The 16,753-nt window shown below is 46.4% G+C and carries 6 protein-coding genes; all 6 read left to right on the forward strand.

Annotation, left to right across the window (positions count from 1 at the left end):
* Positions 1 to 40: 40 nt before the first annotated feature.
* The 6 genes from G8759_RS02010 to G8759_RS02035 all read left to right on the forward strand — a co-directional run bounded on the left by G8759_RS02010 (position 41) and on the right by G8759_RS02035 (position 16,748).
* Entirely contained in the window at positions 41 to 958 is a 918-nt protein-coding gene (locus G8759_RS02010) for a PfkB family carbohydrate kinase (protein WP_167204732.1), read from the forward strand.
* A gap of 212 nt (positions 959 to 1,170) precedes the next feature.
* A complete protein-coding gene (locus G8759_RS02015) occupies positions 1,171 to 2,379 on the forward strand; it encodes a glycosyltransferase (RefSeq protein ID WP_197933078.1) in 1,209 nt (402 codons plus the stop codon).
* A 562-nt stretch (positions 2,380 to 2,941) separates the two neighbouring features.
* Positions 2,942 to 3,619, forward strand: a complete 678-nt coding sequence (locus G8759_RS02020) for a TolC family protein (RefSeq protein WP_232074102.1) — start codon at positions 2,942 to 2,944, stop codon at positions 3,617 to 3,619.
* A gap of 9 nt (positions 3,620 to 3,628) precedes the next feature.
* On the forward strand, positions 3,629 to 5,818 hold the full coding sequence (locus G8759_RS02025; protein WP_167204736.1) for a GumC family protein: 2,190 nt from the start codon (positions 3,629 to 3,631) through the stop codon (positions 5,816 to 5,818).
* 118 nt (positions 5,819 to 5,936) lie between these two features.
* Entirely contained in the window at positions 5,937 to 12,641 is a 6,705-nt protein-coding gene (locus tag G8759_RS02030; protein WP_167204738.1) for a polyketide synthase, read from the forward strand.
* Entirely contained in the window at positions 12,642 to 16,748 is a 4,107-nt protein-coding gene (locus tag G8759_RS02035) for a non-ribosomal peptide synthetase (protein ID WP_167204740.1), read from the forward strand. It abuts the gene before it with no gap.
* The last annotated feature ends 5 nt before the right edge of the window (positions 16,749 to 16,753 follow it).

Here is a 16,753-nt window from a genome sequence, read left to right on the forward strand (position 1 = left end):
CTGCATATACTATAAACCGTGAACCGTAAACCAGAAGAAAATGAGCTTACTTACAGTTGGTTCCGTGGCATTTGATGCGCTGGAAACCCCGTTCGGCAAGACCGACAAAATTATCGGCGGTGCCGCCACCTACATTACGCTGTCAGCGTCGTATTTTACGAAAGAAAATAACCTGGTCGCTGTTGTTGGCGACGATTTCCCGCAGTCCATGATTGACGATCTCAATCAACATGGCGTCAATACGGAGGGATTAGAAGTCAGAGTAGGGGGGAAGACCTTCTTCTGGTCGGGCAAATACCATAACGACATGAACAGCCGCGATACCGTGGAGGTGCAGTTGAACGTAATGGAAAATTTTGACCCTATCATTCCTGAATCGTATCAGGATTGCCAATACCTGATGTTGGGTAACACAGCACCGTCCATTCAGCAGATGGTCATTGAGCGGTTAGGAAAGCGGCCTAAACTGATCGTACTCGATACCATGAACCTCTGGATTGAGATCGCCAATCCTGACCTGATGAGTCTGTTGAAGCTTGTTGACGTACTGGTCGTCAATGATGAGGAGGCCCGGCAACTAACCCATGAATATTCGTTGGTGAAAGCAGCGGCTAAAATTCATACGCTAGGGCCAAAGACGGTTATAATTAAGAAGGGGGAACATGGTGCCTTACTTTTCAAGGAAGACCGAATATTTTTTGCTCCCGCGCTCCCGCTCGAAGAAGTGTTTGACCCAACGGGTGCTGGCGATACATTTGCAGGTGGTTTTATTGGTTATCTGGCCAAAACGGACGACATCTCCTTTGATAATATGAAACGGGCTATTATTTATGGCTCTGCTATGGCATCGTTCTGTGTTGAGAAGTTTGGTGCCGAGCGAATCATGAACCTGACTCAGTCCGAAATTCAGGAACGTGTCAGTGAGTTTGTAAAGCTATCAGCCTTTGGGCTGGCGTAAATTAGTGCCTGACTATAGTTGTATCAATTTGATAATCTGGTACAACTATAGATGATTTAGATTTAATTAATTGCTTAAAAAGCATTATTCTTGTTACTAATATTGTTCGTTGGGGACTATTGATGGGTAAAATTTGATTGTCTATTGATTATAATTACGCTGAAAGCTTTAATGGTCTTAAAAAAGCTTGTAATTGATGAAATTTATTAATCATGGCTATAGTCTACTTTATATACCTCTTTTTTTTAGGTTATCTGGCACTTAGCGTGGTCTATCTGGCGGTATTTGCGATTGCTGGTCGCCTTGGCCGGGCCGATGATAAGTACCAAACTGGTCAGCAACAGGACCGTAAAAAGATAGGTGTATTAATCCCGGCTTATAAGGAAGATGCTGTTATTGTTGATTCTGTACGGGCCAATTTGAAACAGGACTATCCTGCCGACCGTTTTGAATTGATTGTTATCGCCGATTCCTTCCAGCCGCATACGTTAGAACTGCTATCAACTTTACCTATCCGGGTAATTGTGGTTTCCTTTGAGGTTTCCACAGTAGCTAAGGCTATTAACGCGGCACTTGCGCAAATTCCAGATCATCAGTATGATATTTTAGTCGTGTCGGATGCTGACAACCACATGGCACCCGATTTTTTAAGTCGTATAAATGCCGCTTTTGGGCAGGGCTGGAAAGCAGTACAGGGCCATCGGGTCGCTAAAAATACAGATACAAGCGTGGCCGTTCTGGATGCGATTAGCGAAGAGATTAATAACCATATATTTCGGAAGGGAAGCCGTGCGCTGGGACTGGCTTCGTCAATTATTGGCTCGGGAATGGCTTTTGATCCGGTTTTGATGAAAACCGGTATGGCTAACCTGCATACGATGGGAGGCTATGATAAAGAGCTGGAAATGAACATCGTATTGAGTGGCAATAAGATCGGTTATCTGGAAGATGCCTTTGTTTATGATGAAAAGGTAGCCCAGCAGGCGGTATTCGAAAATCAACGTACCCGCTGGATTGCTGCCCAGTGGCAATTTTTGAAGTTTTATTTCAGACGGGGTGTAACTGAATTTGTAAATGGTCGAATGTCAAGTGCATTCAAGGTTATTCAGGCACTTGTGTTGCCCCGTGTAATCCTGCTGGGTGTGCTTGGGCTATGTACACTTCTGGGTTTGTTGGGTTCTAACCCTATTTTATGGCGTATGCCACTCTTATCGTTACTGCTTCTGATTGCAAGCCTGATTATTGCTGTTCCCGGCTATTTATGGAAACGGGTTACTATGCGGGAAATAATGCTTGTTCCAGTATTGATGTTACGTTTTGCCCGTGCTATTTTTAATATCCGGAAAGCCTTTAAAAGCTTTATGCACACCCCCCATACCAGTTCGCCGGAAAAGCCTACAGATCCTGCAAGAGTCCCCTGATTATTTACTATAAGGTAGTTAACACCGTGAATACCTAAGCTCTATATTTATTAAACGTACAAAGTAGGCAGTATTAGTAGCTATATAAGGGTTATTTATTTTCTGAGGATGAGAGCCATAGATAATAAAACTGTATTTTTCTATGGCCCTCATCCTCATGCTTTTTTTATTTAGTTAGCTCATCCCTGGAAAATTAACACAATGACAACTTCACGGTATAATACTAAAATAGTATAAGCTAAGTATGTGACACAGCGCGCAAAAACTCGTCAAAAGTTTAAGAGAGTCTACTAGATGGACAGATAACGTAGCAAATCTGAACCTTAACGATAGATGATCGGCTAGTTAGTAAACAGTTGCTTTTCGTTTTCGGAGGCTGAGGGGTTCAGACAATTGCTAGATGCAAACTTATTTTAGAATGAAGGTTTATTTTTCCAGACTGTCAATAATTAGATATTATCAGACAAGCCTGATTTTATTATTTAGCCTATTTGTATCGTCAATTTGCTATGGTCAAAAAGCTACTGGTAGAAGGTTAATGATGTTTGGCCAGTCATCTGGTTTGGCTAATGATACAGTATATCTCGACATCGATCAGGATATAGCCGTTCAACTAATTCCATTCGAAGAGCTGGTAAAAATAGCGATCACCAATTCACCGCTGATTAAATATCAAAATGAGGTTGCCAATTCGCTGGATGCGTCCTACCAGGGTACTAAATCGCAGATTCTCCAGAATCTTGGTGGTTCGGCCAATTACTCAGGTGGAAACCAGTCGATTCTTTCATCGGGAGGAACAGTGACCAACCGTGATCCAATAGGTCAAATTGCTAATGGATATCGGGTGGGTGTCGATTTGCGCGTATCGCTTTATGATCTGTTTGGGCGTAAACACCAGATTCGGCAGGCTTATTCGAATTACCGGGCTGCTGTTATACAAAAAGAAACAATTGAACAGCAAATAAAGCGGGAGCTGATCGTCCTGTATCAGGATATGATTACGTCGCAACAAATATTAAAATTTCGACTTATTGAAGAGCAGGCTTCACTGGCCGCTTTTCGAGTTGCTGAACTTGAGGTGCAGAAAGGGAAAATAACCGCTGAGTATTTGGCCAGTGCCACCAGTCGCTATATTGAAACGAAAGCAACAACTGAGCAGGTTAAAGGAGAGTTTCTGAAAAATGTTCACATCTTCGAAACGATGATGGGCCTGCCCATTCAACGGTTGAAGCGTAACTGATAGAATACTATGACAGTCGAAGTATTTCTGCGGCTTCTTAAACAGCATATACTCTGGTTCATTCTTATTCCCTGTGTAACGGCTGGAACAGCTTTTTATGTTACACGGAATGAGCCTAAAGTTTATAAATCCCAGGCAACTTTATATACGGGCCTGGTTTCTCGCTATTCCTTACTGTCTGATAAACAGGGCGGTGTCGTTGATCGGTCAGCTAGTGCGATTGATAATATTCTAACGACACTGAGCTCGAAGGAAACCTTGCTCCAGATCGGAATAGATTTGCTGACCGATCATTTACGGCTTCAACAACCTGATAGTTTAGTCTTGTCGGCGGCTGGTTTTCAGCAACTACGGCAATCGATTCCACCTACCTGGCAGAACGCTCTATTTGTCAACAGTGATTCCACTGACTTACACAAGCTCATCGACAGTCTGGCCAAAAGCCCTTATGATAACCCCATAAAAGCGTTACTGATCCAGCCGGGGTCTCATTATTCAATTCAGCTGTTAGGCGAAAAGCTGAAAGCGTCGGCCCGTAAAAATACAAATGATGTGCTGACAATGGAGTTTGAATCCAGCGATCCGGCGGTAGCGCAAAAAACCCTCGTTTACGCCATCAAGGCGTTGAATTACCGGTATTCTAATCTGAAAACGTCTGAAACGAACTCGGTAGTTAATTATTACGAAGATAAACTGAAGAAAGCGAAGCAGGCACTTGATCAGGCTGAAGCAAATTTACGGGCTTTCAATACCAATAATAAGGTGTTAAATTATGATGAAGAAGCCCGCAACGTAGCAACTTCCCGCGAAGAACTTATTAAGGCTTATAATGAGGAATTGATGCGGAAAGATGCCGCGAAAGCGTCTCTCGATGCACTCAATCGCCGAACAACTCAACAGGGAACATTAAATGCTGCTCAGGCTGATCTGAACGAAAAGCAGAAAAAACTGACTGATGCTGAAAATAAGCTGGCTAATGCGCGAGCCTATGGTCAACCCAAACATGTCATTACCAAGCTACAGGAAGGCATTGCAAAAGCATCGGAGGATTTGAAAATCAGTGCTCAAAAATACGACGCTGCCACCAATACATCCGATGGCGTTCCGGCACAGGCAATGGCTACTGATCGATTAGCCAAATCGTTGGAATATGACGAATCGGTTGCCCGTCTGGAATTGTATAAAAAACGGATCAATGAGTATCAGGTTAAAACGAATGAATACACACCATTAGGGTCTCAACTCCGGCAGCTGGAACGCGGCCTGAGCGTTGCCGAAAAAGAATACCTCGACTTATTGCAACAGGTAGAACAATCCGAGACCCGTCGTCAGGATATTGCCATTGGAGGTACGCTGGAGATCATGGACGCGCCCGATTACCCATTGACTCCTCAGGTATCGAAACGAATGCAGCTCATTGCTATTGGCGCTGGGGCCGGCATCTTTATCGCCTTGCTGCTGATGGCCCTACGCTTCTGGCTCGATAACCGGATTCACTCGCCTGAGCAGGCTGAACAACAGGTTGGCATGCCGGTTTCGGCCTTGTTTCCAACCGTTTCTAAACCAAACGTTTTTTCGAAAGCGACGCTGGCTAGCCGGAATATGTTCGAGCAGCTATTCAATGCGGTTAATATTGAAATTTCGCAGGCTACCTCTAAACCGTTCCCACCACTTGTTACCCTTTTTAGCATCGGGTCGAAACAGGGTAAAACCTGGGTGGCAAATGGATTGAATCAACTATATGCCGAAGCTGATCAGAAGGTGGCATACTGTTATCCACGCGTAACCGGAAAAGAACAAAAAGAATTGATTGGTGGGATTACTCTCTTTCCGTATACGGTTCGCCCAGATTTTATGAACGTTACAGGCGTAGATTACCTGATTGACTACAATCATGGATTTGATGCGTCTCAGTTTGATCGGATTGTACTTGAATTACCTCCTCTCCTGACAAATCAGATTCCGGTCTATCTACTTAAAAACAGCGTTCTTTCGTTATTGGTAGTTGATGCCAACAGTGCCTGGGCACGCGCCGAAAAGCAATTGTTAAGTTTATATGTACGGGTAACCAATCAACCTATTCTACTCATTTTGAATCGTGTTGAAGGGAATTACATTGATGTTCCCGGCCGGGCAGATGTTAGAAAAGTGCCTGTTGGAACGGAGCGTTCGGTGCTGTCTCAGCGCAACATGCCCTAGAATGCTTATAAGTCAAATTAATACCAATCTGTGAAGGTAGAAATAGGAACACTACCGACAGGTAGGTTTTACCGGAATTAGGTAGTCGCTAATTCCTTAATCCATTCGTAGTATTCATATGGAAAACAAGGGTCTTGTCCTCTCGCGGCTTGTTCATCAACTGGTCGAACAAACTGCCAGTAAGCATCCTGATACCATCGCTTTAATTTTGGGCGGAGATACACTGACTTACCGCCAGTTAAACGAACAGGCAGAAACCATATGCCACACTATTCTGAATGTTGATCCTGACGCAGCGTTAATCGGTGTAAGCAGCGCCCGAAGCCTGGACATGGTAATTGGCGTACTAGCAGTGTTGAAGGCTGGGAAAGCCTACCTTCCGCTTGACCCAACGTATCCTGCCCAACGTTTGGAACAAATCAGTATTGATTCAGGTATTAAAACCTGCCTGGCCACAGCTCAGGATGCTCCCGTATTTGAGCAAATAGGTCTGCATGTAATTTCGTCTGGTAAAGCCTCTGGTTTTGTCCCTCAATCGGCAAATCGGCAAAAGAGTACCGCTTATGTGCTCTATACGTCAGGCTCAACCGGTAAGCCCAAAGGCGTCAGCATGGGGCACGGCCCCCTAATGAACCTGTTGCATTGGCAGGCAGCTAATTCGGAGGCAGCAGTTGGTACGAGAACGTTGCAGTTGGCGCCCCTTAGCTTTGACGTTTCATTTCAGGAGATTTTTGCCACGCTCAGTACAGGTGGAACACTCATCCTGATTGATGAAGAGCTTCGTCTGGATTTGACGGCTCTGTTGGCATTTATCGACGAGCAATCCGTGAACCGGCTTTTTCTGCCCTTCGTAGCTCTTCAATATCTGGCCGAGGCTGCGGTTAGTACACAGCGCTTCCCGAGCGCACTGCGTGAAATCATGACGGCGGGCGAACAGCTGAAGATTACACCTCAGCTAACCTCGTTCTTTACTGCCCTGCCCAACTGCGTACTGTTTAACCAGTATGGCCCAACCGAGTGTCATGTCGTAAGCCAGCTAAAACTGGAAGGCAATCCCACAGAGTGGCCTTTGTTGCCATCTATTGGCAAAGCCATCGACAACGTTAGTCTGTTCATTGCCGATGATAACCTGACTCTGTTACCTGAGGGTGAGTCGGGTGAGCTACTAATTGCCGGTGATTGTCTGGCAGAAGGATACCTACATCAGGAAGCATTAACGAACGAGAAGTTTATCGAACTGGCAATTCCTGGGCGGGGCATAACCCGAATTTATCGAACCGGTGATCTGGCACGTTATCAGCCTGATGGCACAATTGAATTTCTGGGACGCCGTGATGACCAGGTAAAGATTCGGGGCCATCGGGTTGAACTGGGTGAACTGGAAGTTATTATCAATCAACTACAAGGAGTAAAGCAGGCCGTTGTCGTTGCCCGAGAAGGGATAGGCGGTCAGAAGCAATTAATCGCTTATCTCGTTTCTTCTGGCGAGACGAAGGAAAACGTTGGAATTCGGAAAGAACTTGAACAGCGTTTGCCCGACTATATGATGCCATCGGCTTTTGTCTGGATGGACGATTTCCCAAAAACCAGTAGTGGAAAGGTCGATAAGAAAAAGCTACCGGCTCCCGAGCAGAAGCGCCCGGAACTGGCGGTAACCTATCGGAAGCCTAAAACCTCACTTGAGCAAACCATTGCGAATGTATGGGCCACGCTATTACAGCTAGACAAAGTTGGCCTGGATGATAATTTCTTTGAATTAGGCGGCAATTCGCTTTTAGCCCAGAAAATAGTTGCCGCTTTAAAACAGGAGCAACAGAGCTTACCTGTAACGAAGCTATATCAATATCCGACGATTGCCGGGATCGCTCGTTATTTACAACCTCAGGCACTAATACAGGCCGGGAACGAAGTTACGGAACCTCAGCCCCGGAAAGGAATCCCGTCTCCGCATCAGGCAGATGTCGCCATAATCGGTATGACTGGCCGATTCCCGGGTGCAACAACCATTGATGAGTTCTGGGACTTATTGAAGCAGGGGCGCGAAACTACCCGCTTCTTTACGGATGAAGAATTAGACGTAAACATACCGTCCAGGCTCAAAAATGATCCACTTTATGTCAAAGCGAGAGGGGTCATTGACAATGCCGATCAGTTTGACGCTCAGTTTTTTGGATTAGCCCCCACGGTTGCGCAACTGATGGACCCGCAACAGCGCGTATTTCTGGAAATAGCCTGGGAAGCACTGGAACAAACGGGGTATCTACCCCAGCAGTATAACGGCCGCGTTGGCGTATTTGCAGGCTGCGGCAATAACACCTATTACCTGAACAATGTGCTGACCAATACTGAATTGGTTGATCAGGTTGGTAGTTTTCAGGTAATGACGCTGAATGAAAAAGATTATATAGCTTCCCGTACTGCTTACCAGCTAAATCTGAAAGGGCCTGCGGTAAGTGTTTATTCGGCCTGCTCTACCTCCCTACTGGCCATAACGCAGGCTGTTCAAAGCATTCGTAGCGGGCAGTGCGATGTCGCTCTGGCAGGAGGTGCAACCATAACAGCACCAATCAATAGTGGCCACCTTTATCAGGAGGGAGCCATGTTCAGTAAAGATGGCCATTGCCGATCATTCGATGCACAGGGCGAAGGAACGGTCTTCAGTGATGGTGCAGGTGTCGTTTTATTAAAAAATCTGGATGCTGCCCGGCGCGACGGCGACACGATCTATGGTGTCATAAAAGGGGTTGGTGTTAATAACGATGGAGCTGGAAAAGGCAGCTTTACTGCCCCGAATGCTGAAGGACAGGCTGCTGCTATTGCCATGGCTATTCAGGATGCCCAGATAGAGCCAACGACCATAAGTTATGTAGAAGCGCATGGAACAGCCACCCCACTTGGGGATCCAATTGAAATTGAGGGCCTGACGATAGGATTTGGCGAGCAAATCGAAAAACAGTACTGCGCAATTGGCTCGGTCAAGAGTAATATGGGGCATTTGACGGCAGCTGCTGGTGTTGCGGGGCTTATCAAAACAACCCTGGCTTTATACCACCGGCAAATTCCGGCTTCGCTCCATTACTCGACGGTTAACCCCGCCATTAATTTTGCAGAAACACCCTTTTTTGTCAATACAAAGCTCACCGAATGGACACCAACCGGTGTTCGGGAGTCGAATCCGCGACGGGCTGGTGTAAGCTCATTCGGTGTCGGTGGGACTAATGTACATGTCGTTTTAGAAGAATTTATACAGGAAGAGCCAGAAACAACAGCCGGACGACCCGTTCAGCTGATTACGTGGTCTGCCAAGTCGCTGGTAAGTCGTGAGACATATGCCGATCGGCTGGCCGAAAAACTTCGGCAGAAAGCACCGTTGAGTCTGGCTGATACAGCATTTACGCTACAGACAACCCGGCCTGATTTTAAGCACCGTCGCTTTGCCGTTGCTGCAACGAGTAATGAGCTACTCGAAAAGCTTACGGCTACTACCGTTACGCCATCGACAATAAAAACGGTTAAAGAAGCTCCGGGCGAAGTTGTCTTTATGTTTCCTGGCCAGGGAGCACAGTTTCTGAACATGGGCCGTATGCTTTACGACCATGAGACTGTGTATCGGCAGGCAGTTGATGAATGTGCCGACCTCTTGAAAGCCTACATGGAAGTCGACATTCGCCAGGTCATTTATCAACAGGCTCTGGATGTAGATGCTGAACAACGTCTGAAAAACACACGCTATACACAGCCCGCTCTGTTTGTTACCGAATATGCACTGGCAAAATTGTGGATGAGCTGGGGCATTGAACCTTCCATATTCTGCGGGCACAGCATCGGCGAATTTGTGGCTGCTCATCTGGCGGGAGTATTTACGCTTGCCGATGCCCTGATGCTGATTGCAACACGTGGCCAACTCGTAAGCGAACAGCCCAGAGGCAGCATGCTTTCGGTACGTATGCCTGCCGAAACGTTACAGGCTATGCTGCCATCAAGCCTTTCGGTGGCAGCCATAAACAGCCATAAATTGTGCGTAGTAGCTGGCCCGGATGAACACATTGCCGATTTCGCCCGCTTGCTCGACGAGCAGGAAATTCTTAACCAGCCCCTCGAAACCAGCCATGCATTCCATTCAACAATGATGGACCCTGTGGTTGACCGGTTTGAAGAAATAGTAAGAAAAGTTGCGTTAAATCGACCTCAAAAACCACTAGTATCAACAGTAACAGGCTCATGGCTAAGTGACGCGCAAGCCACTGATACGTCTTATTGGGCAAATCATTTGCGGGCGACAGTACGCTTTGCTGATGCAATTACCACAATCGTAGAGCTGGAAAATCCCCTTTTGATGGAAGTTGGTCCCGGTCATGTTACAGCAACGCTCGCCCGACAACAGACGAATAATAAGCCCATAACCGTATTGGCGGGTCTCGTTAATAATCCTGATGAGATAGTTGCTTACCAGTCTGTTCTGACGACACTTGGCCAACTCTATCTAAATGGTTTAGAGCCAGATTGGGCTGAATTCTATGCTCATCAAAGCAGAAAAAGATTAAATTTACCAACGTATGCTTTCGACAGAAAGCGTTGCTGGGTTGATCCTGTCCGTTCATCTATATCAAGCATACAAACGAATACAACACCTGACATAGCTACATCATCCACACCAATAGCACAACCTGCAATGAGAAAACACATATTGATCAATAAGATCAACACATTATTAGAAGATGCATCCGGCATCGACATGGAAGGAGTAACGCCCGACATGAGTTTTCTGGAAATAGGCCTTGACTCGTTGCTGCTGACACAGGTGGCGCTAACTTTGAAGAAAGAGTTTAACGTACCTGTAACGTTTCGGCAACTAACGAGTGAATATGCCACTCCGGAACTACTGGCGAATTATCTGGATCGTACGTTACCGATTTCTGATGCTCCAGCTCCGATCTCTCTCCCAATTGCCAGTTCGGTTCAGCCAGAACAAACGTATGTAGCACCCGTAGCAAGTTATGGCGGAGTGCCGGTTGCTGCTAATGACTCAGCGCTGGGCCTGATAGCCCAACAGTTACAACTGCTTGCCAAACAGGTTGCCCTTATGCAGGGAACAAATCCTGAAGTAGTAATTTCACCAGCTCCGGTAGTTCAGGCCGTCGTAACAACCAATACGAACAGAACTGCGGAGGCACTTTCTATGCCTAAAACAGAAACGGCGTCGTTAAAAGTAGCTACTATCGATACTGCTGATCTGACTCCCGAAGAGAAAATAGAGCTTAAAAAACCGTTCGGAGCAACGGCTCGAATTGAACGTCAGTCTTCGGAATTAACGAATGAGCAACAATTCTTTTTAGAAAGACTGACTCGTCGTTATAATCAGAAAACAAAGAATAGTAAGGCCTATGCCCAGCAACACCGCTCGCATATGGCTGACCCACGAGTTGTATCCGGTTTTCGGCCACTGACGAAGGAAATTGTCTATCCATTGGTTGTTAACCGTTCGAAGGGGAGTCATTTGTGGGACATTGATGGGAATGAATACATTGATGCCCTGAATGGATTTGGCTCGAACATGTTTGGCTATCAGCCCGATCTGATCAAGCAGGCTTTGCATGACCAGATCGAAAACGGCTATGAAGTAGGTCCGCAACACGAACTCGCGGGTGAAGTAAGCCAGTTGATCTGTGAGCTGACGGGCACAGATCGGGCAGCTTTATGCAATACGGGTTCGGAGGCTGTTTTGGGTACAATGCGAATTGCCCGTACGGTAACTGGCCGATCCTTGATTGTTGCTTTTTCGGGTTCCTATCACGGCATTGCCGATGAGGTATTGGTTCGGGGCACTAAAAAATTAAAATCATTTCCGGCTGCTCCCGGTATCATGCCTGAGTCGGTTCAGAATATGCTCATTCTGGACTATGGCACCGAAGAGAGCCTGAAAATCATTCAGGAACGAGCTCACGAATTGGCGGCTGTTTTGGTCGAACCTGTGCAAAGCCGTCGTCCGGAGTTTGTACCAATCGATTTCCTGAAGCAGGTTCGGGCGATTACGGCTGCATCGGGCACCGCGTTGATCTTCGATGAAGTGATTACCGGTTTTAGAACACACCCCGGTGGAGCACAGGCTTTGTTTGGTATTAAAGCGGATCTGGCTTCTTATGGTAAAGTAGTCGGGGCTGGCTTACCTATTGGTGTTATCGCGGGTAAACGCGCCTTTATGGACGCGCTTGATGGCGGTTTTTGGCAATACGGCGATAGCTCGGTTCCCGAAGTTGGGGTCACTTATTTTGCCGGTACATTCGTTCGGCATCCCATGGCATTGGCAGCGGCTAAAGCGTCTCTGCAATACATGAAAGAGAAAGGGCCATCATTACAACAGGAACTTACCCAGAAAACCAAACGACTTGCCGATGCGTTGAATGTGATCATCGATCGTCAGCAGATTCCACTCGTCGTGGCACAGTTTGGCTCGCTCTGGAAGATAAAATTTAAGGAAGAGATCCCTTATGGTGAACTGCTATTCACGCTAATGCGCGAAAAAGGTATTCATATCTGGGATGGCTTCCCCTGCTTTCTGTCCGAAGCGCATACCAATGAAGAAATAGATAGCATAATTGATCGATTCTCCAGAAGCATAAATGAATTAATTGACGCTGGTTTTTTAGACGCTACCCCGACATTAGCGACTAGAGTGCAGATGGCCGGGGTGGCACTTGCTGGCGATTTACCACCCGTTCAAGGAGCCCGGCTAGGTCGCGATCAGCTCGGAAATCCGGCCTGGTTTATACCGAATCCGGAGCGTCCAGGCAAATATCTACAAGTCAAGTTAAATGAGATTTGAATGGTAAAAAGTGCTACTCACACCGATATAACGTTCGTTGAAGTTGACTTTGATCCATTTGTCGGTCCTGAACTTTTGCGATTAGCACCTGTAACGGAATCACAGGAGGAAGTATGGACATCTTGCCAATTAGGTGGTAACGATGCCAGTAGGGCATATAATGAGTCAGTTTCGCTTAAACTCAACGGAACATTAAACCGATCAGCACTAGAGCGGGCTTTACTGGCCCTAGTGCATCGGCATGAAGCCTTACGCTCTGCATTTAGTGCTGATGGCAGGCAGATTTGTGTCTTTCAGGTGTCGCTAATCAAACCCGATTATGTTGACTGTTCGACGCTAGCTGAATCTGAAAAGAGCCAGATTATAGCAAATTATGTAGAACAGGATGCCCTGCATGTATTTGATCTGTTAAACGGTCCGCTAGTTAAGGCTGGCCTGATTAAAGTATCGGATACGGAGCATCAGTTGGTTTTAACGGCTCATCATATTGTTTGTGATGGTTGGTCGATGGGCATCATGCTACAGGACCTGAGCGCACTCTATTCGGCCTATGCCAATAATTTGGCGCCTAATTTACCAGAGCCTACTCCGTATAGTCAATATGCGGTTGAGCAGGTTTTGTTCAGTAAGAGTGAGCAATATAAGCAGATCGAAAAATTCTGGGTTGATCAATATCGTGAGACAGTTCCCGTCTTAGAGTTACCCACCGACTTTCCAAGGCCAGCCTTACGGACCTATAAAAGCACTCGTCGCGACTATCCGTTGGATGATGCATTGGTATTGGCCGTAAAACAAATGGGTATAAAGGCTGGAAGCAGCTTTGTATCAACCCTGATGGCTACGTTCGAAGTATTGTTGCATCGCCTGACAGGTCAGACCGAAATTGTGCTGGGTTTACCTGCTGCCGGTCAATCGGCTACCGGTAACCTTCGGCTGGTTGGGCATTGTGTAAATCTTCTGCCCTTACGGAGTTCGGTGCGGCCCGACCAACCCTTTCAGAAGTTTTTACAGCAGCGGAAAGACGCCGTTCTCGACGCCTATGAGCATCAGCAATTAACATTTGGCAGTCTGCTAAAAAAACTACCGATTGCCCGTGATCCATCACGAGTGCCGTTGGTGCCTGTAATCTTTAATGTCGATATTGGATTGGATAATGGTGTCGACTTTTATGGTCTTGAACACCAGCTTATCAACAACGTCAGGCAATTTGAGACGGTTGATCTATCGGTCAATATTAGCGGCTCATCAGCGACCTCGTTAACCATAGAATGTTCATATAATACACAGTTATTCCAGGAAAATACCATTGACCGGATAATTGACGAGTATGTTAGCCTTCTGGAAACGGTAGTCGCTAATCCGTTGGTGCCTATTGATGAAATTCCGTTAGCCGATCGGGGAGAGCTACTTCGGAAGTTGGCCCGCTGGAACAATACCGTTGCCGATTACCCACGGAATACGCCTTTACACGAACTATTGGCAAAGACGGTAGCTCAATATCCCACAAAAATTGCGCTTGTTTCGAATGGGCGCTCAGTGAGTTATCGACAATTGAACGAAACAGCCAATCAAGTTGCTCGTTCGATTCAGAGTTACGATATAAAAGTAGGCGATGTTGTGGGCGTGTTACTGGATCGTTCGCCAGACCTGCTGATTACGTTGCTGGCCATTCTTAAAGCCGGAGCTGCCTACGTACCCATTGACCCAACCTATCCGCAGGATCGCATTGCGTTTATGTTGAGTGATTCTTCGGCTCAATTACTCATTACGTCTAAAAAATATGCAGGACGGCTTGAGCACCAGGCTCGGGAAATCCTTATTGAGTCATTAGTAGCAGAGTCGATTGCGCACTCTAAAAGTGAGCCTGATACAATTGTTTTGGGCCCTGATCTGGCTTATATATTGTATACATCCGGTTCGACGGGCCGGCCTAAAGGCGTTTTGATCGAGCATCGTAATCTGGTCAATCTGCTGTATAGCATGGTCGCCTGGCCGGGAATAACGAACAGAGACGTTCTCTTGGGCGTTACGACTGTGTCATTCGACATTGCAGGGCTGGAACTATACCTGCCTTTACTTGCCGGAGCTACCCTTGTGCTGGCTGATGCAGAAACTGCCAAAGATGGTCGAGCCTTATTAGACGTACTTAAATCCCCAATCCAAACGGATACCGCTCAGCCCGCTTTGCCAATAACCATTATGCAGGCGACACCTGTAACCTGGAAAATGATGCTGGCAGCAGGTTGGGACGAGCCATTGTCGCTTAAAATCCTGTGTTGCGGTGAACCCATGTCGAAAGACCTGGCTCAAAAACTTACTGCTCGTTGCGATACGCTCTGGAACATGTATGGCCCAACCGAGACGACAATTTATTCGACTGGTAAACAGATCCTGGCCACCGATGAAATTATTACAATTGGCCGGCCAATCCAGAACACGCAGGTTTACATACTTGATGAACAACTAAGCCCATTACCCGAAGGAATTGTTGGGGAAATTTACATTGCAGGCGACGGTGTAGCACGTGGTTATCTTAATCGGCCTGAGCTAACAAAGGAGAAATTTGTTAGAAACCCATTTGCCGGATCAAAATCCGGGATGATGTATCGTACGGGGGATCTTGGCAAATTTATGGCTGATGGAGAAATCCATTGTCTTGGCCGCAGTGACCAACAGATAAAAATCCGTGGCTACCGGGTTGAACCAGGCGAAGTTGAACAGGCATTACTAGCAATTGACGGTATTAAAGAGGCTCTGGTAATTGCCCGTGAAGATCGACCGGGCGACCAGCGTCTGGCGGCTTACATTGTTACAGGCTCGCCCATGAGCGATGTCACCTTTACGGAGGTTGTTTTAAAATGGCGGGCAAAGCTACAGGAGGGTTTACCCGACTATATGGTTCCGTCAGATTTTATCAATCTGCCCGTATTGCCGGTTACGCCGAACGGTAAAATTGATCGGAATGCGCTACCTAAACCAATTAATGCGTTACGATCGGCAGATAAAGGGAGGGCCGAACCAGTAACGGAAACAGAAAAGTTAATTACAGAAATCTGGGCCGACGCACTGGGACTTAATACCATAGGGATTCATGATGACTTTTTTGAGTTGGGAGGCCATTCAATGATTGCCGTGCAGGTTATGACGCGTATTGAAAAGGAAATGGGCCGACGTTTACCCTTATCGACGCTCATGACCTATCCGACTATTCACAAGCTTGCGCAACTACTTCAGGAAAAAAAGCCAGCCATGAAATGGAAGTCATTAGTGCCAATTAAGCCACAAGGCAATAAAATCCCGATTTATATTATTCATGGAATTGGGTTGAATGTGCTGAATTTCAGCAGTTTTCTGACCAATATGGACCCCGAACAGCCGATCTATGGATTGCAGGCGCGGGGCCTGGACGGTATCGATGAGCCACTGGATAGTATGGAAGGAATTGCTTCGTTTTATAATTCGGAGATACTCGAGCAAAATCCAGACGGACCTTATGCTATTGCTGGCTACTCGTTTGGTGGCTATGTAGCCCTTGAGATGGCTCGCCAGCTGAAAGAAATGGGCAAAGAAGTACGGATGCTTGCCATGCTTGATACGAACGCACAGGAATGGGAGGCAAATTATTCGTTGATGAATTGGCTAAGCCGGAAAATACTGCGTCAGTTCCCGAAAATGGTTTGGTTTACGAAGTCGCTCTTTAGTCAGCCTATTGCGACCATTCACTACCAACAACAATACGTTGAGCGTCATGCCAATTCATTGTTAAAAGCGATAGGCCTACGAAATGAGCCTGAACCAGAAAAAGAACTTGACCTACTGAGTCGGATCATCGATAAGCATGAAATTGCCTATCAGAATTATACAATGAAGCCTTATGATGGAGTTGTTGATCTCTTCAAAGCAAAAACCCGACTATACTTTGTTGACGATAGTAAATTCCTGGGCTGGAAAAAATACGCGTTAAAAGGGGTTCGCGTCCATGATGTTCCGGGTGATCATGAAATGATGTTATTGCCGCCAAATGACAAGGAATTCGCCCGTTTGCTACAGATGGCATTAGACAGCTTAAGCCCTATCCACCGTAAACAGGAACTAACCACTGCTTAACCAAG

It is taken from the genome of Spirosoma aureum (assembly GCF_011604685.1).
Lineage (GTDB): Bacteria > Bacteroidota > Bacteroidia > Cytophagales > Spirosomataceae > Spirosoma > Spirosoma aureum.

Excerpts from the sequence above, each read along its gene's own strand:
- G8759_RS02010 (WP_167204732.1), top strand. The coding sequence starts at position 41 with ATGAGCTTACTTACAGTTGGTTCCGTGGCATTTGATGCGCTGGAAACC.
- G8759_RS02015 (WP_197933078.1), top strand. The coding sequence starts at position 1,171 with ATGGCTATAGTCTACTTTATATACCTCTTTTTTTTAGGTTATCTGGCA.
- G8759_RS02025 (WP_167204736.1), top strand. The coding sequence starts at position 3,629 with ATGACAGTCGAAGTATTTCTGCGGCTTCTTAAACAGCATATACTCTGG.
- G8759_RS02030 (WP_167204738.1), top strand. The coding sequence starts at position 5,937 with ATGGAAAACAAGGGTCTTGTCCTCTCGCGGCTTGTTCATCAACTGGTC.
- G8759_RS02035 (WP_167204740.1), top strand. The coding sequence starts at position 12,642 with ATGGTAAAAAGTGCTACTCACACCGATATAACGTTCGTTGAAGTTGAC.